We start from the raw sequence: 23,075 nt of genomic DNA on the forward strand, positions 1-23,075 counted from the left end.
TTCCTTCTCAGACAGTCACTCTAGGATGAAGGATGACCACCACAGCAGCTGATCAAGCGCCCGCGCCCGACAACGAAACTGCCCAGGGAACCGCAATCGCCCCCGAACCTGTCGACGAGAATATCTGGCTCGAAGACATTCACGGCGAGGAACAGCTTGCCTGGGTGCGGGAGCAAAATGCCCGCACCGAAGACTTGCTCGACGACGCCGACTACACCGCATTGGAAGCCGGAATCCTGGAGGTTCTGGACTCCACGGACAGGATCGCCATGGTCAACAAGCGTGGCGAGCACTACTACAACTTCTGGAAAGACCAGCAGAACCCCAAGGGCCTCTGGCGCCGGACAACATGGGAAAGCTACCTCAGCGACGCCCCGCAATGGGACGTGCTGCTCGACATCGATGCGCTGGCCGCCGCTGAAGGCGAAGAGTGGGTCTTCCACGGTGCCAACTTCCTGCGCCCGGCCGAAGGCGAACCGCACCGCCTCGCCATCATCGCCCTCTCCCCCGACGGCGGTGACGCCAACCGCCACGGCGAGTTCGACGTCGAGACCCGCACCTTCGTGGACCCTGCCGCAGGCGGCTTCGACCTTCCGACCGCGAAGGGCAACGTGAGCTGGCTCGACGCCGATACCCTGCTCGTTGCCACCACCGCCGACGGCCTGCCGAAAACCAGCTCGTCCTACTCGCGCACAGGCGTGAAGCTCCGTCGCGGCCAATCCTTGACTGAAGCAGAGCGGATTTTCGAGATCCCCGAAGACCACATGATGGCCCTCGTCGCCCACGACTCCACCCCGGGTTTCGAACGCACATTCGCCGTGGACTGGATCGACTTCTTCAACCGGACCACCTCCGTGCTGCGCGATGACGCGTGGCTGGCCATTGATGTCCCCACTGACGTCAACCTCAGTTCCCACCGCGAATGGCTCATGTTCCGTCCGCGGCAGGACTGGGACATAGACGGAACCACCTACGCCGCCGGGTCCCTGCTGGCCGCCGACTTTGAGGGCTACCTGTCCGGGGCGCGAGACTTCACAGTGCTTTTCACCCCGGATGAGCACACGTCGCTCCAGTCGTGGAGTTGGACCCGGAACTACCTCCTCCTGAACTTGCTGCACGACGTCTCTTCCGAAATCAGGGTGCTCGACCCAGCCCGCAAGGACTCCGCCGGCGGATGGGCCTCGACTTTGTTGGATGCGTGCCCGCCGCTGCACGATGTGAATGCCTACGCCGTCGACGACGAGGACGAAGCAGAAGGCGACGACGCCGGCAATGACTACTGGCTCGTGGCAACGGGCTTCACCACCCCCACCACGCTCATGCGCGGCACCCTGTCCCCCGGGATCGCCAGCTACAGCCTCGACGCAGGCCGCGACGGCGGGGTGTCCAGCACGCACACGGTGGTGAAGTCCTCGCCGTCGTTCTTCAACGAGGCGGACTACGAGGTCCAGCAACACTTCGCCACCTCGGCAGACGGCACGCTCGTGCCCTATTTCCAGGTGGCGTCCAAAGATCTTGACCTCGACGGCGAGAACCCCACACAGCTCTCGGGCTACGGCGGGTTCGAAGTCTCGAGGACCCCGGCCTACAGCGGAGCCATCGGTCGCGCCTGGCTGGAGCGCCGGAGCGAAAGCATCACGACCGAAGACGGCACCGCGGCACATTCACGTGGCGGTGTCTACGTCGTAGCCAACATCCGCGGCGGCGGCGAGTACGGTCCCGCCTGGCACCGCGCAGCCTTGCAGGCGAACCGACACCGCGCGTTCGAGGACTTCGCCGCTGTGGCGCAACACCTCATTTCGCGGGGCGTCACCAGTCCGCGGCGGCTCGGCTGCGTGGGCGGCTCCAACGGCGGACTGCTGGTGGGCAACATGCTGACCCAGTACCCGGAGCTGTTCGGAGCGATCTCCTGCGGCGTCCCGTTGCTTGACATGCGCCGTTACACCAAGCTTTCGGCCGGCTACTCCTGGATTGCCGAGTACGGCGACCCCGACGTCCCGGAACAGTGGGAGTACATCCGCACCTTCTCGCCCTACCACCTGCTGCGCGACGGCGTGGACTATCCGGAGACGTTCATCTGGACTGCGACCTCCGATGACCGTGTCGGCCCGGTCCAGGCGCGGAAGATGGCAGCCCGGATGCAGGCAATGGGCATCCCGAACGTGTGGTTCCACGAAGCACTTGAAGGCGGTCACGCGGGAGCCTCGGACAACCGCCAGGCAGCCTCGCTCCAAGCCCGCAGCCAGCACTTCCTGTGGCGGGCGCTTGCGGGCAAGGAGGGCTCGGGGCACTAGCGCCCTCGACGGCGAAGCGCACGACGGCGGTCCGCGCGAGGTCTGACAGGCGACGGCGAAGCGCACGACGGCGGTCCGCGCCGCCGTTTTGCACTGGGTGCCCAGTTCTGCGTATCCTTGGTTGGCTAGCAATAGCAACTGGAGACGTGCCAGAGCGGCCGAATGGGCTTCACTGCTAATGAAGTGTGGGGCACAACTCCACCGGGGGTTCAAATCCCCCCGTCTCCGCGTTTGGCCCCGGTCCCTGACCGGGGCCTTTTGCGTTCCCGGGCCCTTTGCGGAGCTTTCATGGGTTTATAGGACAAAACGTGTGTAAATCCCAGGTTCATGGGCACACTCCGGATTCCGCTCCAGGCCGCCTGTCTGGCGAAACCGGCGCTCGTTTGCCAGACCGGCCCTTGTGACTGCCGGATGGGAAACAAGCTCCGGTTTCGGAGGCCGACTGGCCTCGGACGTGGTCTGTGATTTTTGCGGAGCCGGCCCTAGCCCCGCCGTTTCTCGGGTTTGCTCACAACACTGCGACTGACTTCAGCTCCGGCGTGCCGGTGCAGCGTGATGCTGTCCACTGTGCTCAAAAGCATCACGGCAGCCATGGCGAGGAAGGCGCCACGGTACGCCGAAGAAGGGCCGTCGCCGAAGATCGACACATGGTCGAAGAGGCGCAGAAAGAGCGCACCCACGGCAATACCGGCACCCGCGGCCAGTTGCACCAACGTGGCTGACACGGCGTTGGCCGAGGGAAGCTCACCCGGGACGATATCCGCATACTGCACGGAGGCGTACGCAGAGAATCCGATCGAACGGAAGGCCCCGCTGGCCAGCAGCAAGGCAAAAATCAACGGTTCCGGGGTCCCTGAGTTGAGCGCTGCACAAGCGGCAAAGGTGACGGCCGACGCGAAAGAGGCGAAGACCAACACAGGCTTGAAGCCGAACCGCCGAATGATGGGCGTTGTGGCGGGCTTGATGCCGATGTTGCCGATGAACACGGCGGCCACCATGGCACCGGATTTGAGTGGATCCCAGCCAAAGCCGTCCTGGAACAACAGCGGCAACAGGAAGGGTACCGAGCTGATGGTCAGGCGGTAGACGAATCCTCCGGTGGAGGTGGCCCGGAATGTGCGCGTGGCGAAAACCCTGAGATCGAAGAGCGGAGCCTTGGCTTTGAGCATCCACCAGGCCGCTCCGGCCAAAGCCAGTGCTCCAGCAAATAGCAAGGCCGCAGGGACCACGCCCGCGCCATGGCCGCCAACCCCTTCAAGGCCCACCACAAGCGATCCGACGCCGAAGGTGGTGAGCGCGAGCCCCCGCCAGTCGAGCCGCCGGCCGGCATCGCCTCCCGTACGCGGAACCAGCCTCAGGGCTGCGATGAACGCAGCAAGCCCCAGCGGTACGTTGATCAGGAAGATCCAGTGCCAGGAAAGATAGGTAGTGAAAGCTCCGCCCACAAGCGGCGCCAAAACGGGGGCCAGCAACCCGGGCCACACAAGGAACGCCGTGGCGCGGAGAAGCTCCGACTTGGGTGTGCCCCGCAGCACTACGAGAGTCCCGACCGGCACCATCATGGCCCCGCCGGCCCCCTGCGCCACCCGGCTCAAGGTCAGCAGGGTGAGGTCCTGGCTGGCCGCGCACAACAGCGACGCCACGGTGAACACGGCGATCGCCAGGCAGAAGATACGGCGTGCACCAAAGCGTTCTGCGAGCCAGCTGCTGAGAGGAATCCCCATGGCCACAGTCACCAGGTAGGCAGTCATCGTGATGTTGACATCGGCCGAGACCACTTTGAAGTCGGCCGCGATGCTCGGCATGGCGGTAGTAAGGACTGTTCCGTCAAGGAACTCCATGAAGAAGGTGGCGGCAACCAGCAAAGCGAGCCGTGGCTGCCACTTGGATTCGGACTGGACGTCCGGGACCGCGCCGGTCACGCTGCTTGACCCAGGACGAGAGGCAACACCGATACTGCCCCGGCTTGCCTGAGGGCGCGGCCGGCAACGGTCATCGTCCAGCGGCTGTCCGCCAGGTCGTCGACCAAGAGGATGCCTTGACCGCCTAGCGACGCAAGGCTCTGTCCAAGTTCGGGACCCACCACGAGGCGCTCCCAGACACCGGCCAGCCGATAGGCGCTGTTGCCACCGCGGCCGCCCGTGGGTCCGCCGTGCTGGAGTTGAAGGGAACCCAAATACGGCATCTGGCCGATGCCGGCTATGCCGCGGGCCAAGGATTCGACCAGTGCCGGCTTGTTCCTGGACGGGATACTCACGACGGCTGCAGGACGCCCTTGGCCGCTCCACCCGGTGGATCGGCCGTCTCCGGCAGACCATTCGCGCAAGACCTGTACGCAGGCCTGCAACATGGCAGGTTCGACCTCGCGGTCAACCGCACCGGCGGCAAAGAGCTCACGGAGGGCACCACCCCAGCCGAGGTCGGTCAGGCGGGCCAGGACGCGCCCTTCGGCCAGCAACTCCTCCGGCTTGATCTTCCCTTTCACCGTCACGCCCAGCCGGTCCATGCCACTGGGCCATTGGAGCCGTGGTTCCAGCGCAAGACCCGCGCGCCGAAGGGTCTGCCCGGCGGCGTCGGCGGCGGCTGCTGCCACGTCCGCCGGGAACCATCTGCCGGCGCAATTGTCGCAACGGCCGCACGCACGCGCGGACTCGTCGTCGAGGACCGCGGTGATGTATTCCATACGGCATCCGGCGGTGTCCTGGTAAATCACCATGGAATCCTGCTCGTCCACCCGGGCCTCGGCGATGCGGGCGTAGCGTTCGGCGTCGTAGATCCACGGACGTCCCGTGGACCTCCACCCACCGCCCACGCGCTCCACCGCTCCATCCACGGCCAGGACCTTCAACAGGAGTTCCAAGGGCGTCCGGCGCAGGTCCACCCGTGCTTCGAGGGCAACCGTGGACAAGGCAGAGCCGGATTCGGCCAAGACGTTGAGGACTCCCGCGGCCTTTTCCTCCGAGGGCATTGAAGCAGTCGCAAAGTACTGCCAGATCTCGCGGTCCTCGGATCCGGGCAGGAGGAGCACATCGGCATTTGCGGCGCCACGGCCGGCGCGGCCAACTTGCTGGTAGTAAGCGACCGGCGATGACGGGGCACCAAGGTGTATGACGAACCCGAGATCCGGCTTATCGAAGCCCATCCCTAGCGCCGAGGTGGCCACCAGCGCCTTCACTTCGTTGTCCTTGAGGAGTTGCTCCGCCCGTTCACGATCCGCGGGGTCCGTCCGCCCGGTGTAGGACAAGACGTTGTGGCCTGCCTCGGAGAGCAACCGGGCGGTGTCTTCAGCGGCCGAAACGGTCAGTGTGTAGATGATTCCGCTGCCTGGCATGTCTGCCAGATGGGTCAGCAACCAGCCAAGGCGATCCCGCGAGTCGGCGAGCTTCAAGACACCCAGCCGCAAGGACTCCCGGCCAAGCTCACCGCGGATGGTCAGTACTCCGGCGCCGAGTTGTTCTTCGATGTCATGGACTACCCGGGAGTTGGCCGTCGCTGTGGTGGCAAGCACCGGAACACTGCCGGGCAGTTGCTCGATGAGATCGGAGATGCGCCGATAGTCGGGACGGAAATCGTGCCCCCAGTCCGAAATACAGTGTGCCTCGTCGATCACCAGGAGACCGGTACGGCGGATGAGCTCGGGAAGCTGGTTTTCCCGGAACGAAGGATTGGTGAGCCGCTCGGGCGAAACCAGAAGAACGTCCACCTCGTCCGCGGCCAGTTGTTCGCGGACGTTGTCCCACTCAAGCTGATTGGCGGAGTTGATCGCTACGGCCCGCACCCCGGCACGTGCGGCTGCCGCCACTTGGTCCCGCATGAGTGCGAGCAGCGGCGAAACGATGAGGGTTGGCCCTGCGCCCCGGCGCCTCAACAACAACGACGAGACGAAGTACACAGCCGACTTGCCCCAGCCCGTCCGCTGCACAACCAAAGCGCGCCGTCTGGCGTCGACGAGGGCCTCAATCGCCTCATACTGGCCGTCGTGGAAGCGGGCGTCCGCATTTCCCACAAGCTCCTTCAGTACTTCAAGGGCCTGCAGCCGGGTGGTGGACTGTTCTGCTGCGAGTAGGGCAGCATCCGGGTTGTTGGGCATTCCTTCAGTATTCCAGCACCCGCAGACAGCTAGAACCCGGGACGTCATCTATGTGGACAAGCGTTTTCCACATAGATGTCGTGCCGGCGCAGTGACCACCTCGCTCCACAGTAAGATTGAGCGCGTGACTAGCGAGCAGAACAAGACATTTGACCTCTCGGCTTCCTTCAAGGCCTATGACGTCCGGGGAATCGTCGGCGAATCCATCACATCCCACATCGTGGAATCCGTCGGCGCGGCCTTCGTCGACACACTCGGCCTCGCCGGGGAGACTGTGCTGGTTGGCGGCGATATGCGCCCGTCGTCTCCCGAGTTCATCAAGGCATTCGCCGACGGCGCCGCCCGCCGCGGTGCCGATGTCGAACTCCTGGACCTCATCTCCACCGACGAGCTCTACTACGCTTGCGGTGCCCTCAATGCGGCCGGCGCCACGTTCACCGCGAGCCACAACCCCGCCGAGTACAACGGCATCAAGATGTCCAAGGCCGGCGCCCAGCCGATCTCCTCCGAAACAGGCCTCAAGGAAATCCAGGCGCTGGCGGAGAAGTACCTCAACAACGGAAGCATCCCGGCTGCAGATGTCCCAGGCAAGATCAGCACCCGCGATGTCCTGAAGGACTACTCCGAGTACTTGCGAAGCCTGGTTGACCTCAAGGGCTCCCGTCCGCTGAAGATCGTCGTTGACGCCGGAAACGGCATGGCCGGCCTGACCACTCCCGCGGTGCTTGGTGACCAGTTGCTTCCGGCCCTGCCGTTCGAGATCGTCCCGCTGTACTTTGAGCTGGACGGCTCTTTCCCGAATCACCCCGCCAATCCGCTTGAGCCCGAAAACCTGCGCGATCTGCAAGCCGCAGTCATCGAGCACGGTGCGGATATCGGCCTGGCGTTCGACGGCGACGCCGACCGTTGCTTCGTGATCGACGAGAAGGGCGAACCGGTATCCCCGTCTGCCATCACCGGAATGGTTGCGCGCCGGGAAATCGCCCGCGCACAGGCCGCTGGTGAAGAAACCCCCGTGATCATCCACAACCTGCTGACCTCGCGAGCAGTCCCGGAGCTCGTGGAGACGGATGGTGGCAGGGCTGTGCGCACACGTGTGGGGCATTCGTTCATCAAGGCAATCATGGCCGAGGAAGGAGCCGTCTTCGGCGGCGAACACTCGGCGCACTTCTACTTCCGCGATTTTTGGAATGCGGACACCGGCATGCTCGCGGCCATGCACGTCTTGGCGGCATTGGGCGAGCAGGATGGCCCACTGTCCGACCTTGGCCGCCAGTACGAGCCTTATGTCTCTTCCGGTGAAATCAATTCCGAAATCGAGGACAAGGCAGGAGCCGTTGAGCGGGTCCGCGCCGATTTTGATGGCGAAGACGTTGACGTGGACTACATGGATGGCAGCACCTTCACCGCGAAGGACGGCAGCTGGTGGTTCAATCTTCGACCGTCCAACACGGAGCCTTTCCTGCGCCTGAACGCCGAGGCGAAGGATGTTGCCACCATGGAAAAGGTACGGGACCGCGTCCTCGCACTGGTCCGGTCCTAGCCGGAACCCCGAAGGCGAGCAGCAGCGTGAATTCCCAGATCAACGGCCTCGAAAGCATAGAGGCGCACGAACTCCGCGAAGTGCGTGAAACGCTTGGGGCCGCCTTGGCAACAGCGCAGGAACACCTGGAACAAAACGGCGGCTTCCTGCCCTTCGCAGTCACGCTCGCCGAGGACCACGAACTTCGGATCGTCTTCGTAACGCCTGAAGAGCCGGACGACGAGGGAAACGTCGACACAGAGTCGATGCTGGCAGACATCCTCGAATTGCTGCGCCAAGGCCGTGACGATTACCGCGCGGTGGCGATTGCGAGCGACGTCATCCTTCCGGAACACGGCTCCGACGGGATCCACGCCGCGGCTGAGCATCGCAGCGGTGGTCTCCTCGCAGCCGTTGTCCCTTACGTCCAGACCGCCGAAGGCTTCACCTTTGACAACGCCGAAGCCGACACCAATGAACCCCTCGTATGGGTGGACTAGACCTTACTCCGTAAGCTTGAGGGCATGAAGATCAATGCCTTCGCGGATGTGAGCCTGCGTGCGCTCCTGGTTCTCTCGTCCGCGCCCGCAGGTGAACTCCTGACGACCCAGAACATCGCGGACACCGTGGGGACTCCTTACCACCACGTCAGCAAGGCCATTGTTCGGCTCCGGGAGCTGGGCCTCATCGACGTCGAGCGCGGCCGCAAGGGCGGATCCCGGCTCAGCGCCGCCGGACGGCAAGCCACCGTTGGCCAGATCCTGCGGGAACTGAATACCAGGCTCGACCCCGCCGAGTGCCAATCCGCCCATGGTGACTGCCCCCTGATCACCGAATGCGGCTTGCGTCATGCCCTGGCGCGCGCGAGGGAAGCCTTCTACCGGGAGCTGGACGACGTCGTCGTGTCCTCCCTGCCGCGCCTACGGCAAATGGCGCCGGCATTCCAGGCGATCGGGTTACGCCCCGGGCTGTAAGCCCGGCGCCCCCGGGGGCCTCTGTCATCTCAGGCTGTCGATTAGCCAATTACTTCTACGAGGTGTAGAAGTTAGCTATAGATACTTGCATTCTAGATACAAGTATTGGCCCCGGTCCGTATGCATCCCACGGGCCATTACGACAGGAGTACGTATGCTCTCGGACAAGTCCTTCCCCGTCATCGAGGCCACTTTGCCGCTCGTCGGCGCCCGGATTGGTGACATCACCCCCAAGTTCTACTCCCGGCTCTTCGCTGCGCACCCCGAACTGCTCGATGGGCTGTTCAGCCGTTCGAACCAGCGCTCCGGCAACCAGCAGCAGGCCCTCGCTGGAAGCATCGCCGCCTTTGCAAGCCATCTGGTGAGCAACCCCGGAACCCTGCCGGAAACAGTTCTGTCCCGTATCGCGCACCGCCACGCTTCACTCGGCATCACCGAGCCGCAGTACCAGGTGGTCTATGAGCACCTCTTCGCCGCCATCGCGGAAGACCTGGCAGAAGTCATCACCCCTGAAATCGCCGAAGCCTGGACAGAGGTCTATTGGCTCATGGCGGACGCGCTGATCAAGCTCGAAAAGGGACTCTACGCAGCGCAGGCCAACGGCAGGATGTGGAGCCCATGGAAGGTCGCGTCCAAAACTCCCGCTGGCACCGGGTCCACGACCTTCACCCTGGAGCCGGCCGACGACACCCCGATCACCGAAGCTCTGCCGGGCCAATACATCAGCGTCAAGGTCACACTCCCGGACGGCCTGCGCCAGGTCCGCCAGTACTCCCTTTCCGGCGACGCCGGCACCAGCCGCAGCTTCACGACAAAGATCGACGACGGCGGCGAGGTCTCGCCCGTGCTGCACAACACCGTTGAGGCGGGCGATGTCCTGGAGATCTCCAATCCCTACGGCGAGATCACGCTCAAGGATGGCAACGGTCCCGTGGTCCTCGCCTCGGCGGGCATAGGCTGCACGCCCACGGCTTCCATCCTGCGCTCGCTCGCCGATTCCGGCTCCGACCGCCAAGTGCTGGTCCTGCACGCCGAGAGCAATCTGGACAGTTGGGCGTTGCGCGGCCAGATGACGGACGACGTCGAGCGCTTGGATGGTGCGGAACTCCAGCTCTGGCTGGAGGAACCGCAGGCCGGGTCCAAAACGGGCTTCATGTCACTTCGCGAAGTGGACCTTCCAGCCGACGCCTCGCTGTACCTGTGCGGACCGCTGCCGTTCATGAAGCACATCCGCAACGAAGCCATCAACGCCGGAATCCCCGCCACGAGGATTCATTACGAAGTCTTCGGACCGGATATCTGGCTCGCCAACTAGCTAGCAGTAGGTGTCGTTTAGAGGCTCCAAAACGACACCTACTGCGAGTCAGTTGGGCGGCCCAACCAGCAACAGCGGCAGCATCACCTCGTCCACCACGTGCACTAAGAAATCGTCATCAATCGGCAGTCCAGAGAAGATGAAACGCTGCCGCAGCAAGGCAGGGCCGGCCTCGATCCTTGTCTCCGTGGCCACGCTGGCATCGCATTCGCCGCGGGCCGCGGCCTGCTCAATGATGGCCCGCATGGTCTTTGCTACGTTGCCGCGGGCGTACTCCTGGACCTCAGCTGCCACCGCGGGATTCTGCAGCGCCTCCCCCAATAGCCCGCGCATGGCTTGCCCCACTGCCCCTTCGAGTTGTTGGGCCACGAGCCGCAGTATCGCCAGGGCGTCTTCGCGCAGGCTACCCGTGTCCGGCGCGGACGCCGGGCCGGGCATGGCATCGTAGGCTGCTTCGAGAACCAAGGCCGCGCGTCCGGGCCACCGCCTATAGAGCGAAGCTTTACTCGCCCTTGCACGTTCAGCCACGCTGTCCATGGTCAACGCCGCGTAGCCGGATTCGGCAATCTCTGCCCGGACTGCCTCGAAGATTGCACTATTCAGGACAGCCCCGCGGCGGCGCGGCAGCTTCCGATGGTCCCGCACCCCCGTCTGGTCCCGATGCCCCGTCATCTCAAGGTCCCTCCGCTGCAGCGGCTGGCAGGACAACCCCCAGGGTTCCGTCCACGAGTACTTGCTGCCCGTCGGCCAAGGTGCTGGTGCCCGAACCGCTGCCCATAACGGCCGGAATTCCGTACTCCCTCGCGACAATCGCCGCATGCGAGCCGAGCCCGCCGGCGTCCACCACAACCGCGGCGGCCCGTTGGAACAACGGCGTCCAGGCGGGATTGGTGTACGGGCAGACGAGGACCTCTCCGCTGCGCAGCCGTCCGAACTCGGCGGGTCCATGGATCACACGGACCGGCCCGCTCGCTTGGCCGCGGCTCGCTGCAGTGCCGGAGACGAGGACTCCTTCCACCTGGCGGCCCTGGCGGCCTCGGCCGAAGAGCAAAGCCGGATCGAGCAGCGGGATGCCTTCGAGCTCGCGCCGCTTTGCCGCGCGAGCCAGCACCAGCGGCCGGAAACGGTCACGGAGTGAAGCCGGCAGCGCGCCGTCGTCGTTGTCTGTGATGGACTCCAGTTCCTCGAACCGCAGGTGATAGATTTCGTCGGGCTTTTCGATCACGCCGGCAATCACCAGCCGGCGGCCGAGCTCCCGGTAGGCCCGGCGGATCGGCGGGATGGCTTTGGTGGCGTAGAAGTGGCTGTCCTCGCGGAACGCCATTCCGGCTTGGGCGGACTCGACGGCGGCGAGCACCCTCCGCCGCAGCGGTTCGAAGCGGAGAGCCGGATGACGTTTCAATTCCGCAAGCGCATTCCCGGCCTGGTCAACTATTTTGGGCCGCTCTCCGGACAAGGCCTTCACGAGACCAAGAACCACCTCGGGTGCATCGGACCACGTGGGCGAACTGCTGAGGACAACGCTGATGGTCTCGCGGTGGCCGTACTCGAGCTGGAACGCCGCGAAAGCCTCGCTGAATGCACGATGTTCGGGCTCATTTTCCACCAACTCCAGGAGCTCGCGGGGTCCTGAATCAAGTAGCGCGCGGGACAGCCCGGGATCGTCCGCCGCGATGGAAGCGAGCCGTTCAAGAGCCCGGTTCGCCTGGCTCGTCCGGGTTTCCGCCCCCGCGATCAGCGCAGGCGCCAGCTTTGTCTTGCCCAGGAACAAGAGCATGAAACGCATCTTCAGCACCGGCACCAGGATGCCTGGCAGGTAGGAGACCCGCAAGGCCGTGATGCCCTGCATCGCCGCGAAGCATTCCCCCGCAAATGCAACGACCGCACGCCACCGCAGCGGGCCGAGGTCCTGGCCGTTCAGCCTTTCAATGTTGTCGATGAACAGAGAGAATCGAGGATCCCGGGTCCAGACGCCGGCTTTGAATCGCCTCGCCCGGCGCAGCAAAGACACCGGCGCGGCAATCGTTCGGATGGTCGGGCGCGGCGCCGGCGGGATGAGCTGCACCACAACCCCGTCTTCCTCCGGCAGCAACTTCTCCACTGCAGGGAAGACGACGCCCACGCTCCCGGCCATGCCGTGAAGCATGGCGAGAATTCCCCGACTCATCCAGCCGGATACATCCAAGGGATAGGGCCGCTCCTGGAACATCTCGATGAAAAACGGTCCCACCCGACGTTGGACTGCGTTGAGGACGGGAGGTTGGGGCGGGAGAGCGGTCATCGGCCGCGATTGCAGTACGTACAGCGTTCCGCCGGCCGCCGCCCACTCGATGTCCTGGGGCCGGCCGAAATGCTGATGGGCTTTCTTTCCCAGCATGGCCAGTTCCGCCAGTTCCCTTGCGGTGAGCCCGGGCTTCGGACCTCGAGTACCGGAGCTTTCTTGCGTGCCGCCGCCCTCGGCCGCGCTGATCACCACCTCGCGACCACCGGGCGTGAAACTCAGCACTTTTCCCGAGCCGTCCAGCACATAGTGTTCCGGCGTCACCCGCCCGGAGACCACGGCCTCCCCCAGCCCGGGGTTCGCGTCCACCACCATCTCGCCGCGCTCGCCCGTGACCGGGTTCGCCGTAAACAGGACGCCCGCCATGGCGGCCGGCACCATTTTTTGTACGACGACGGCGATGGCCACCTCGTGCGGATCAATTCCCTGCCGTCGGCGATAGGCAATGGCCCGATCCGTCCACAACGATGCCCAGCAGTTGGCGACTGCCTGGACTACATCGTCCCCGCCCAGCACGTTGAGATAGGTGTCCTGCTGGCCGGCGAACGCGGCTCCCGGAAGATCCTCCGCCGTGGCGCTGGACCGGACCGCGACCGCCCCGCCGCCCAGCCTCGCGTAGGCATCGAGGATCTCCTGCCGCAGCCGGCCAGGCATTTCCGCCGCAGCGAAAAGTGCCCGGAGGGCCGCAACGCCGGCACCACCGGTGCCGTCGCCGCCGTCGGGCACGCCGCCGTCGGGAGCTTCATCGGGCTCGACGGACAGGAAGCCGCCCAGCGCTGCCCCAATGTTCGTTTCCGCCAGGAAGGACAAGTACGCGCCCGTGGAGATGACAAAGCCTGGCGGCACCGGAAAGCCTTGCCGCACCAATTCCCCCAGCGCGGCACCTTTTCCACCGGCAACGGCGACATCCCCCACGCCGAAATCGGCCAAGGGGGCGGTGATCCGTCCGGTCGTCCTGGGCCCGTCATGCGGTCCTGACGGCAGAGCGGACTCTTTTGTGTGCCGCTGGGAATCGTCCATGGCCCGGACCCCCGGAAATAGAGAACTGCTGGTTCTCTAAAAGCTACTCTCGCGCCAATCGCGGCACAATGCTCTCGCTTTAGCTGCTCGGCAACGGATGGAGACGACGACGGCGGTCCCGCTCGTCAGTGCGGAACCGCCGTTCGTAAAAGGGGCCTCCGCCGCCTGAGCCCACGCTGCCGAGGGGCCCCAATCGAGCTTGCGAGATTGGGGAGGCAGCGGGGAGGGTTCCCTGGCTGAGCGGAGCGAAGCAAGGGAGGCGGTGGGACCTAGGCCAGGCGGGCCTTCAGGCCGTCGAGCTCGGAGAGGAGCGAGGCTGGCAGGGAACCGCCGAACTTCGCGTACCATTCCTCGATCGATGCCAGTTCGGTCTTCCACTCGGAGGCGTCGACGCGCACTGCGGCTTCCACCTCGGCGGGGGTCATGTCCAGGCCTTCGAGATCGATGGACTCGCCGGTCGGCACGAAGCCGATGGGAGTCTCGACGGCGTCGGCCTTGCCTTCAAGGCGCTCGATGGCCCACTTGAGGACGCGGGCGTTGTCACCGAAGCCGGGCCAGGCGAAGCCACCCTCGGCCGTGCGGCGGAACCAGTTGACCAGGAAGATCTTGGGCAGTCGCTCCGGGTTGGCCTTGGCGGACAGGTTGACCCAGTGGTTGAGGTAGTCGCCTGCGTCGTAACCGATGAACGGCAGCATGGCCATGGGGTCGCGACGTACAACGCCAACGGCACCGGCCGCAGCAGCGGTGGTCTCGGAGGACAACGTGGAACCCATGAAGATGCCGTTGGTCCAGTCGCGGGCCTCGGTGACCAGCGGGATGGTGGTCTTTCGGCGGCCGCCGAAGAGGATCGCGGAGAGCTCCACGCCGTCGGGGCTGAAGTATTCCTCGGCGAGCATGTCGATCTGGTCGATCGGCGTGCAGAAACGGGAGTTCGGGTGTGCCGCCGGCTTGTCGGAGCCAGAAGTCCAGGAGTTGCCCTGCCAATCGGTCAGGTGCGCCGGAGTTTCCTGCGTCATGCCCTCCCACCACACGCCGCCGTCGTCGGTGATCGCGACATTGGTGAAGATGCTGTTGCCCTTGGCGATGGCACGCATGGCGTTGGGGTTGGTGCCCCAACCGGTGCCCGGAGCGACGCCGAACAAGCCTGCTTCGGGGTTGACGGCGCGGAGCTCGCCTTCCTTGCCGAAGCGCATCCAGGTGATGTCGTCGCCGAGGGTCTCCACCTTCCAGCCCTTGATGGTGGGGTCGAGCAGCGCGAGGTTGGTCTTGCCGCAGGCGGAGGGGAACGCCGCAGAGATGTAGTAGGTCTTCTGCTCAGGCGAAGTCAGCTTCAGGATGAGCATGTGCTCGGCCAGCCAGCCTTCGTCGCGGGCCATGACTGACGCGATGCGCAGGGCGTAGCACTTCTTGCCGAGGAGGGCGTTGCCGCCGTAGCCCGAGCCAAAGGACCAAATGGAACGCTCCTCCGGGAAGTGCACGATCCACTTGTCGGGGTTGCAGGGCCATGCGACGTCTGCCTGGCCGGCTTCCAAAGGAGCGCCCAGGGAGTGCAACGCGGGGACGAAGAAAGCGTCGGTCTGCGTGATGCGCTCAAGGACGTCCGTACCGATGCGCGCCATGATGCGCATCGAGGCAACAACGTAGGCGGAGTCGGTGATCTCGACGCCGAACTTCGGATCTTCGGCATCCAGGTGGCCCATGACGAATGGAATGACGTACATGGTGCGGCCGCGCATGGAGCCGGCGAACAGCGCGCGAAGCTTCTGCTTCATTTCGGCCGGAGCCATCCAGTTGTTGGTGAAGCCGGCGTCGTGTTCCTTCTCGGAGCAGATGAAAGTCTGCTCTTCCACGCGGGCTACGTCCGCGGGATCGGAGAATGCAGCGAAAGAATTGGGGAAGAGCTCTTGGTTCAGCCTCTTCAGGGTGCCGGCCGCGACGAGTTCGTCGGTCAGCTTCTTGTATTCCGCTTCGCTGCCGTCAACCCAGTGGATGCGGTCCGGCTGTGTAAGCTCGGCTACTTCCTCCACCCAGGCCAACAGGCGTGCATGCGTAGTAGGTGCCTTCTCAAGCAGCGGCAGTCGCGCCAGATCGCCCATCGTGGTTCCCTTCCTCGGGTTCAGTGGTGTGTCCTAAATGCTAGGGGTCGCGGAGTAGACCAATCTGGGTTCGGACATGGGATCTCTTGACCATTCCGGAGCAAAACCCCTAAAAATCAAGGATCCGCGTCAGGGATACGCCGAATTTAGTGACTAAGGTCACATAGACCGGTCTAGTTAGGCAGATTACACCACGTCGATTTGGCACCAACAGGGATCTCGCGTAAAGTTTATTGAGGTTCGAGGGGGGAACGAGTTTGAAACTCCCGAGAATCACCAAGATGCGCCCATAGCTCAGCTGGATAGAGCGTCTGTCTACGGAACAGAAGGCCGGGGGTTCGAATCCCTCTGGGCGCACAATGAAGACCCGCACCGGCCCCGGTGCGGGTCTTTTTTCGTTAAATTCCGAACCCGGGTTTGCCCTATGGCCCGACTGCTGTTCACCCAAGTGGAAGCCAGTGCGACCACGTACGATTCTGCTTGATCATTGCCGCTGCCAGGGGCCGGCCCCCTTGGAATCACGCGGACGGGGACCTGCAGCAAGGGGAATGATCCAGCAGAATCCGACGCGTACCGCCGAGCAGGCCTCCAGGCGACCGGCCGCGCACAAGCCAAGGGCCGCCGTCGTACTTCGCGAAAAGTACGACGGCGGCCCTTGCGCTTGGGTGCCAGTCCTTAGACTGCGACGGCCTCGCTGATGCGACGACGGATTCCGTCGAAGTGACGGTTGAGCAGTTCGGCAGCGGCGGTCTTGTCCCCGGTTGCGACGGCGGTGTAGATGCCTCGGTGCATGGCCGCTGTGGCTACAAGATCTTCGTTGTCGGAGCCGATCTCCACGTGGATCTTCCGGTAGACCTTCCAGAAAACGCCCATGAGGTTGATGAGGAGCTCGTTGTTCAGCGGCTCGAACAGCCGGCGGTGGAACTCGGCGTCGGCGGCTACGAAGTTCTCGCCACCGTGTGCGAGCTCCTCCATCTGCTTGACGGCTTCTTCTATCAAGGCGAGCTGTTCGGCGGTCATCACGTCCATGGAAGAGCCGATCAGCCCCGATTCGAGGGCCTGGCGCACGTCCACGAGTTGCAGCGCTTCGAGACCTTGGTGGCGCAGCGACAAGCGGCCCCGGAACGTCAGGCCGTCGGCGAGCGCCTCGAAGTTGCTGGGGGCGACGAACATGCCAAAGCCGTGGCGGATCTCGATGACACCCAGGGCCTGCAGGACTTTCAGGGATTCGCGCAGGGTGTTGCGCCCTACCCCCAAAGCCACGGAGAGTTCATTTTCCGTCGGCAAAGGATCGCCCGCCTCGAGCTCGCGTTCGAGGATCAACTCCATAATGTCCGACTGGAGGGCCCTGAGCCGGGCCTGTGCGCTGAACCGCGCCTGCGGAACGACACCGGAAGTGGTCATGGCTCTCCTTGCAAAAGTACCCATCCTTGGCCGGACCCTTTCAGGACCGGGGACAAGGAATCAGTGCAGTGTTAATGTTGAGGTGAGCCTAGCGCCCACCGTGGATATAGTGCTTCGCAACATACAATATCGGATGTCCCATCTCCTTGATAGATGTTCGCCTTTATTTTTGACCGAGCCCCAGTCCGAACCTCGCAAGGTGAACCGCGGCGCAGCGCCCATCGGGAGCACACCGCCGGCAGCGCCGCGGCCGCTCCTCGGGTCACTAGTGATCCAGATCTCGCTTGACGACTTCATGTGACCACCCTTACAGTTTCTTTACGAGCATCGGATGTCCTACATCCGATAACCAGAAAACTTGAATGGTGAGGCATCTTATGAGCAACACGATTAACAACCTGCCGCTGGTCAGCGACGCCAGCCGACGCAACTTCCTCAAGCTGACCGGGGCGATTGGAGCCGCGGCAGCGTTCACGGCCAGCCTGTCCGCATGTGGCGGTCCTGCCTCCACCACCACGGGCGCAGCAAACAACACTGCGACCGTCAACAAGGATCTCACCATCGAAGCAGGCATCTCCTATGCCCTGTCCACGGGTTTCGACCCGATGACGTCCTCCGGCGCCACGCCGCAGGCCGCTAACCTGCACATCTTCGAAGGCCTCGTGGAACTCCACCCCGCCACCCGCGAGCCCTACAACGCGCTGGCAGCGAGCGACCCCAAGAAGGTCAACGACACCACGTACCAGGTGACCATCCGCGACGGTGCCAAGTTCCACAACGGCACCCCTGTCACCACCGACGATGTTGTCTACTCCTTCACCCGCGTGATGGACCCGGCCAACAAGTCCTTGTTCTCCCAGTTCATCCCGTTCATCAAGGACGTCAAGGCCCTCGATGCCAAGACGGTCGAGTTCTCTCTGAAATACCCCTTCCCGGGCTTCGGACCGCGAATCTCCGTGGTGAAGGTGGTTCCGAAGGCGTTGGCATCGGCCGATCAGAAGGGATTCGATGCCAAGCCCGTCGGCTCCGGCCCCTACAAGCTAGTCTCGGCCGTCAAGGACGACAAGATCGTCTTCGAAGCATTCGCCGACTACAACGGCCCCAAGCCGGCACTCGCCAAGGGCATGACCTGGCTGCTGCTCTCGGATGCGGCAGCCCGTGTCACGGCAGCCCAGTCTGGACGCGTCCAGGCGATCGAAGACGTCCCCTACCTGGACATGGACGGGCTCAAGTCCAAGACCCGGGTTGAATCCGTGCAGTCCTTCGGCATGCTGTTCCTGATGTTCAACTGTGCCAGGGCCCCGTTCGACAACAAGCTGGTCCGCCAGGCACTCCACTATGGACTGGACAAGGACGCCATCATCAAGAAGGCCTTGTTCGGCAATGCCAAGGCCGCGTCGTCGTACTTCCAGGAGGGCCACCCGGACTACGTCAAAGCCAAGAACGTCTACTCCTACGATCCCCAGAAGGCCGCGGACCTCCTCAAGGAGGCCGGCGTGAGCAACCTCGAATTCGAGCTGCTCACCACGGATACTGCTTGGGTCAAAGACGTTGCCCCGCTGATGCTGGAATCCTGGAACAAGATCCCCGGCGTCAAGGTCACCGCAAAGAACCTCCAGTCCGGCGCCTTGTACTCAGACAGGGTGGGCAAGGCCGACTTCTCGGTGGTCGCGGCCCCGGGCGACCCCTCTGTCTTCGGCAATGACGCAGACCTGCTCTTGAGCTGGTTCTACTCCGGCGCCACCTGGATGGCCAAGCGCGCCTACTGGACCACTCCGGAAAGCGCCACCCTCCAGGGTCTGATGGATAAGGGCTCGCAGGCCGCGGCCGCCGATGCGAAGAAGATCACCGGCCAAATCGTGGACCTCGTCTCCGATGAAGTCCCGCTGTACCCGCTCTTCCACCGCCAGCTCCCCAGCGCGTGGGACGAAAAGAAACTCTCAGGCTTCAAGCCGCTGCCCACCACGGGACTTTCCTTCATCGGCGTCGGCCGCACCTCCTAGCCCGCCGCACTCAACCTCAACTACCTCGCATTTGTTGTCGTTTAGATGGCTCAAAACGACACTTACTGCGAGTTAGTTGGGCCTACCCCGCGGGACCGCCACGCAGCGGCCGCACCAAAGCAACCGGAGAACAAATTGGTCATGATATTGCGTCTGCTTGGACGCAGACTCGCAGCATTGCCCTTGATGATCCTGGGCATCACGCTGCTGGTCTTCCTCGTCCTTCAAGCAGCCCCGGGCGACCAGGCCAGCTCGGCCCTCGGCGAAGGCGCCAGTGAGGCCGCCAAACAGCAGTACCGCCAGGACAACGGCCTGAACGATCCCCTGTTCGTCCAATACTTCCGCTTCCTGGGCAGGCTCCTGCAGCTCGATCTTGGCGTGACCACCCCGCCCTCCAAGTCGGTGGCAAGCATGATCGCCTCGGCCTTCCCGCTGACCCTCCAGCTGACCTTCCTCGGCGTGATCATCGCCGTCGTACTGTCCTTGGTTTTCGGCATCATCGGCGCCCTTTACCGCGACAAATGGCAGGACCAGGTGGTCAGGATCTTCTCCATCGCGGCTATCGCCACCCCGTCCTTCTGGCTTGGCATCCTGCTCATCCAGTGGTTCGCGCTCGGTGACAACCCGCTGTTTCCCTCGGGTGGAATCGCGACGCCGGAGTCCGGCTTCGGCGGCTGGCTCAACTCGATGGCGCTCCCGGCCCTCGCGCTCGGGATTCCGGTCTCCGCTTCCCTGATCCGCGTGGTCCGCACGTCCATGGTGGAGGAACTCGAGCGTGACTACGTCCGGACAGCCATCGGCAACGGGGTCCCCTACCGCGAGGTCGTCTCCCGGAACGTCCTGCGCAACGCGCTAGTGACTCCGGTGACCGTGCTGGGACTTAGGATCGGCTACCTCCTGGGCGGCGCCGTCGTGATTGAAATGATCTTCGCCCTTCCCGGCATGGGCCAACTGATCCTCAACGGCATCACCAACCTGGACGTCAACCTGGTCCAGGGCGTGGTCCTCACCATCTCGGTCACCTTCGTTCTGGTGAACATCGTGGTGGACCTCCTGTACCTGCTCATCAACCCCCGAATCAGGACGGTATAGCCATGCGCAGCAAACTTGCTGAACGGCTCAGCGCCCCGGGCGTCCGCTTCAAGTCCCTCCCGTGGGGATCGCGTTTTGCCCTCTTGTTCCTAGTGGTCATCGCCCTGGCGGCGATCTTCGCGCCGGTCATCGCGCCACACGATCCCCTGGAAACGTTCATTCCTGCGCAAGCCCCCGACGGCGACCACTTCTTCGGCACCGACCGCCTCGGCCGCGACGTCTTCTCCCGGCTCCTTTACGGTTCACAGTCTTCGCTCATGATCGGCCTCGGTGCGGTGGCCCTCGCGATCGTCGTCGGCGCGGTGCTCGGATCGCTCGCCGCGACGTCCAGCAAGGCCGTCAACGAGATCATCATGCGACTCATGGACATCCTCATGGCATTCCCTGGGATTGCCCTCGCAGCCGTGCTGTTGGCGGCGTTCGGCAACTCGGTACCCACCATCATCGTGGCGATCGCCATCATCTACACCCCGCAGCTTGCCCGAGTGGTCCGCGCCAACGTGCTCGCCCAATACGGCGAAGACTACGTTCGTGCCGAACGGGTGATGGGTGCAAACCGCCCCTACATCCTGCTCAAGCACATTGTCCGCAACACCGCGGCCCCGGTGCTGGTTTTCGCCACGGTCATGGTGGCCGACGCCATCATCCTCGAAGCCTCGCTGTCCTTCCTCGGCGCCGGCGTCCAGGATCCTGCGCCGTCGTGGGGCAACGTGATCTCCTACGGCCGCAACCTGGTCCTCTCCGGCGGCTGGTGGGCAACGACCTTCGCCGGCCTCACGATCTTGCTCACCGTGCTTGCGCTGAACATCCTCGCCGAGGGCCTCACCGATGCCATGGTGAACCCGAAGCTGCGCAAGGCTCCGGTGGTGAAGGACGACGACGGTGCTGCCGCGGCCTTTGCGGGCGCGGCAGTGGCGGGCGCCGTCGTCGATACCGAGATCGCGACGTCGGTAGCCCAGTCGTCCGTCGTGGAACAGCACGAGCTCGACGGCGTTCGCGCCGCCAACGACGATCCGCTCTCCGAAGAGGACTACGCGGCGTCCATCCTGAACGATCCTCGTGTCCTGAACAATCCGAGGCTCGCAACGGAGAATCCGCATGCGCTCCTCGACCCCATGTCGGCGCTGAATCGGGAACTCGAACTCCTTGCGTCTATCGAGGCGAAGCGCACGGACCGGCTCCCCCAGGTCCCCGCCGACGCCCGGAACGTGCTGGAGGTCAAGAACCTGTCCATCCGCTTCCCCGGCCGCTTCGGCGAAACCGCGATCGTGGACAACGTCTCCTTCACCGTCCGCGAAGGGGAAACCATGGGTCTGGTGGGCGAATCCGGTTGCGGCAAGTCCATCACGTCGCTCGCGATCATGGGCCTCCTGCCAAAGACCGCCGAGATCACGGGGTCCATCACCTTCGATGGCAAGGAACTCCTGGATTCCGGTTCAAAGCACAGCAACGCCAAGGCCTACCAAGGCCTGCGCGGCGAACAGATCGCCATGGTCTACCAGGATGCGTTGAGCTCGCTCAACCCGTCCATGAAGATCAAGGAGCAAATGACCCAGCTGACAAGGCGCGGCGGCCGCAAGACCCCTGCCGAGTTGCTGGAGATGGTGAAGCTCGATCCCGTCCGCACACTTGCAAGCTACCCGCACGAGCTCTCCGGCGGCCAGCGCCAACGCGTCCTGATCGCCATGGCGCTCTCCCGCTCGCCGAAGATCGTGGTGGCAGACGAACCCACCACCGCCCTGGACGTCACCGTCCAGAAGCAGGTAGTGGAACTGCTCAACGAACTGCGCGAACAGCTCGGCTTCGCCATGGTCTTCGTCAGCCACGACCTCGCCCTCGTTGCCTCCCTGGCGCACCGGATCACAGTCATGTACGCCGGCCAGGTGGTCGAATCCGCACAGGCCTCGGAGCTCCTGCAGAACCCGCGGCATGAATACACGCGCGGCCTGTTGGGCGCAGTCCTTTCCATCGAGGCCGACGCCGTCCGCCTCCACCAGATCCCCGGCACCGTTCCGTCGCCGCGCGATTTCGCTCCCGGCGACCGCTTTGCGGCGCGCTCGTTGAGGCCCGACGCCGACCCGAACCAGCAATTGGTCCTCGCCGTTGTTGAACCCGCCGGCGGCGGAACAGACCGCGATCACTACTGGGCCAGCCACCTGAAGGAGGACGCAAAGTGAGTGTTTCAACCGGCAAGCCGGTCATCGAGCTCAAGGACGTCAAGGTCCACCACCGGGCACGCACAGGCGGCCTCTTCCGGCCCAACATCGTCAAGGCCGTCAACGGCGTGGACTTCAGCATCAGCCGAGGCGAAACGGTAGGCATCGTCGGCGAGTCCGGCTGCGGCAAGTCCACGCTCGCATCAGTGCTCGTGGGACTCCAGGCCCCGACGTCGGGCCAGGTGCTCTTCCACGGCAAGCCGGCCATCAAACGGAACGCCCGGATGCGCAAGGAATTCGGACGCGCCGTATCCGTGGTCTTCCAGGACCCGGCCACGGCCCTCAATCCGCGCATGACCATCCAGGACATCCTCACCGATCCCCTGCAAGTGCACGGCATCGGCAACGCCGCGTCCCGTTCGGCCAAGGTCAAGGAACTGCTGGCCCTCGTCGGTTTGCCGCAATCGGCAGCCGAGGTCACGCCGTCGCAGGTTTCCGGCGGACAGCGCCAACGCGTGGCGATCGCCCGCGCCCTCGCGCTGGACCCGGACATCATCGTGGCGGACGAGCCGACGTCGGCCCTCGACGTTTCGGTCCGCGCCCAAGTCCTGAACCTGCTGTCCGACCTGAAAACCCAGCTGAACCTCGGCATGGTGTTCATTTCGCACGACATCCAGACCGTCCGCTACGTCTCCGACCGCATCTGCGTCATGTACTTCGGACAGATCGTCGAGGAAGGCCCGGCCGCCCAGGTCTTCGACAACCCCAGCAACGACTACACCAAGAAGCTGCTCGGCGCCGCGCCCAGCCTGCTCCATACCTAAATTT

15 protein-coding genes and 2 tRNA genes are annotated in these 23,075 nt (G+C 64.1%); 11 read left to right on the top strand and 6 right to left on the bottom strand.

The window, feature by feature from the left end; all coding sequences use genetic code 11:
* Window positions 1-32 precede the first annotated feature (32 nt).
* The gene (locus ABD742_RS19400) at window positions 33-2,294 is read left to right on the top strand and encodes a prolyl oligopeptidase family serine peptidase (protein ID WP_234752470.1); all 2,262 of its coding nucleotides are present in this window, start codon (window positions 33-35) and stop codon (window positions 2,292-2,294) included.
* A gap of 140 nt (window positions 2,295-2,434) precedes the next feature.
* A tRNA-Ser gene (locus ABD742_RS19405) sits at window positions 2,435-2,522 on the top strand.
* 254 nt (window positions 2,523-2,776) lie between these two features.
* On the opposite strand, the gene ABD742_RS19410 is transcribed toward ABD742_RS19405, so the two are convergent.
* Complete coding sequence (locus ABD742_RS19410; protein ID WP_234752468.1) at window positions 2,777-4,216, bottom strand: MFS transporter; 1,440 nt, start codon at window positions 4,214-4,216, stop codon at window positions 2,777-2,779.
* Window positions 4,213-6,384: a RecQ family ATP-dependent DNA helicase gene (locus tag ABD742_RS19415; protein ID WP_234752466.1), complete on the bottom strand. Its 2,172-nt coding sequence runs from the start codon at window positions 6,382-6,384 to the stop codon at window positions 4,213-4,215. Before ABD742_RS19415 ends, ABD742_RS19410 begins: the two co-directional genes overlap by 4 nt.
* Before the next feature lie 124 nt (window positions 6,385-6,508).
* Between ABD742_RS19415 and ABD742_RS19420 the strand changes: the two genes are divergently transcribed.
* From ABD742_RS19420 to ABD742_RS19435, 4 genes are all read left to right on the top strand, one after another.
* The gene (locus ABD742_RS19420; protein WP_234752465.1) at window positions 6,509-7,927 is read left to right on the top strand and encodes a phosphomannomutase/phosphoglucomutase; all 1,419 of its coding nucleotides are present in this window, start codon (window positions 6,509-6,511) and stop codon (window positions 7,925-7,927) included.
* 26 nt (window positions 7,928-7,953) lie between these two features.
* Window positions 7,954-8,406, top strand: coding sequence for a hypothetical protein (locus tag ABD742_RS19425; protein ID WP_234752463.1), 453 nt, complete (start codon window positions 7,954-7,956; stop codon window positions 8,404-8,406).
* Between the two features lie 24 nt (window positions 8,407-8,430).
* Complete coding sequence (locus ABD742_RS19430; protein WP_234752461.1) at window positions 8,431-8,880, top strand: RrF2 family transcriptional regulator; 450 nt, start codon at window positions 8,431-8,433, stop codon at window positions 8,878-8,880.
* A 154-nt stretch (window positions 8,881-9,034) separates the two neighbouring features.
* Window positions 9,035-10,195, top strand: coding sequence for a globin domain-containing protein (locus tag ABD742_RS19435; protein ID WP_234752459.1), 1,161 nt, complete (start codon window positions 9,035-9,037; stop codon window positions 10,193-10,195).
* Window positions 10,196-10,243: 48 nt separating this feature from the next.
* On the opposite strand, the gene ABD742_RS19440 is transcribed toward ABD742_RS19435, so the two are convergent.
* The 3 genes from ABD742_RS19440 to ABD742_RS19450 form a co-directional block, all read right to left on the bottom strand.
* Entirely contained in the window at window positions 10,244-10,867 is a 624-nt protein-coding gene (locus ABD742_RS19440; protein WP_234752457.1) for a TetR/AcrR family transcriptional regulator, read from the bottom strand.
* A 1-nt stretch (window position 10,868) separates the two neighbouring features.
* Window positions 10,869-13,496, bottom strand: a complete 2,628-nt coding sequence (locus ABD742_RS19445) for a PEP/pyruvate-binding domain-containing protein (protein ID WP_234752455.1) — start codon at window positions 13,494-13,496, stop codon at window positions 10,869-10,871.
* 269 nt (window positions 13,497-13,765) lie between these two features.
* The gene (locus ABD742_RS19450) at window positions 13,766-15,592 is read right to left on the bottom strand and encodes a phosphoenolpyruvate carboxykinase (GTP) (protein WP_234752454.1); all 1,827 of its coding nucleotides are present in this window, start codon (window positions 15,590-15,592) and stop codon (window positions 13,766-13,768) included.
* Window positions 15,593-15,875: 283 nt separating this feature from the next.
* On the opposite strand from ABD742_RS19450, the gene ABD742_RS19455 reads away from it, so the two are divergent.
* Window positions 15,876-15,949: transfer RNA gene (locus ABD742_RS19455), tRNA-Arg, on the top strand.
* Window positions 15,950-16,267: 318 nt separating this feature from the next.
* Here ABD742_RS19455 and ABD742_RS19460 read toward each other — a convergent pair.
* A complete protein-coding gene (locus ABD742_RS19460; RefSeq protein ID WP_234752452.1) occupies window positions 16,268-16,996 on the bottom strand; it encodes a FadR/GntR family transcriptional regulator in 729 nt (242 codons plus the stop codon).
* Between the two features lie 362 nt (window positions 16,997-17,358).
* Here ABD742_RS19460 and ABD742_RS19465 point away from each other — a divergent pair, with 362 nt between their 5' ends.
* From ABD742_RS19465 to ABD742_RS19480, 4 genes are all read left to right on the top strand, one after another.
* On the top strand, window positions 17,359-18,999 hold the full coding sequence (locus tag ABD742_RS19465) for an ABC transporter substrate-binding protein (protein WP_234752450.1): 1,641 nt from the start codon (window positions 17,359-17,361) through the stop codon (window positions 18,997-18,999).
* 135 nt (window positions 19,000-19,134) lie between these two features.
* Window positions 19,135-20,091 carry an ABC transporter permease gene (locus ABD742_RS19470; RefSeq protein WP_268819332.1) on the top strand — a complete coding sequence of 319 codons (957 nt, stop codon included), beginning with the start codon at window positions 19,135-19,137 and terminating at the stop codon, window positions 20,089-20,091.
* 2 nt (window positions 20,092-20,093) lie between these two features.
* A complete protein-coding gene (locus tag ABD742_RS19475; RefSeq protein WP_234752449.1) occupies window positions 20,094-22,268 on the top strand; it encodes a dipeptide/oligopeptide/nickel ABC transporter permease/ATP-binding protein in 2,175 nt (724 codons plus the stop codon).
* Window positions 22,265-23,071: an ATP-binding cassette domain-containing protein gene (locus tag ABD742_RS19480; protein WP_234752447.1), complete on the top strand. Its 807-nt coding sequence runs from the start codon at window positions 22,265-22,267 to the stop codon at window positions 23,069-23,071. The genes ABD742_RS19475 and ABD742_RS19480 overlap by 4 nt, the downstream gene beginning before the upstream one ends.
* Window positions 23,072-23,075: the final 4 nt, after the last annotated feature.

Origin of the sequence: Arthrobacter ramosus (assembly GCF_039535095.1) — a bacterium.
GTDB lineage: Bacteria > Actinomycetota > Actinomycetes > Actinomycetales > Micrococcaceae > Arthrobacter > Arthrobacter ramosus.

Coding starts and splice junctions, on each gene's coding strand:
- ABD742_RS19475 (WP_234752449.1), top strand. CDS start 20,094: ATGCGCAGCAAACTTGCTGAACGGCTCAGCGCCCCGGGCGTCCGCTTC.
- ABD742_RS19400 (WP_234752470.1), top strand. CDS start 33: ATGACCACCACAGCAGCTGATCAAGCGCCCGCGCCCGACAACGAAACT.
- ABD742_RS19440 (WP_234752457.1), bottom strand. CDS start 10,867: ATGACGGGGCATCGGGACCAGACGGGGGTGCGGGACCATCGGAAGCTG.
- ABD742_RS19465 (WP_234752450.1), top strand. CDS start 17,359: ATGGTGAGGCATCTTATGAGCAACACGATTAACAACCTGCCGCTGGTC.
- ABD742_RS19435 (WP_234752459.1), top strand. CDS start 9,035: ATGCTCTCGGACAAGTCCTTCCCCGTCATCGAGGCCACTTTGCCGCTC.
- ABD742_RS19445 (WP_234752455.1), bottom strand. CDS start 13,496: ATGGACGATTCCCAGCGGCACACAAAAGAGTCCGCTCTGCCGTCAGGA.
- ABD742_RS19430 (WP_234752461.1), top strand. CDS start 8,431: ATGAAGATCAATGCCTTCGCGGATGTGAGCCTGCGTGCGCTCCTGGTT.
- ABD742_RS19415 (WP_234752466.1), bottom strand. CDS start 6,384: ATGCCCAACAACCCGGATGCTGCCCTACTCGCAGCAGAACAGTCCACC.
- ABD742_RS19450 (WP_234752454.1), bottom strand. CDS start 15,592: ATGGGCGATCTGGCGCGACTGCCGCTGCTTGAGAAGGCACCTACTACG.
- ABD742_RS19460 (WP_234752452.1), bottom strand. CDS start 16,996: ATGACCACTTCCGGTGTCGTTCCGCAGGCGCGGTTCAGCGCACAGGCC.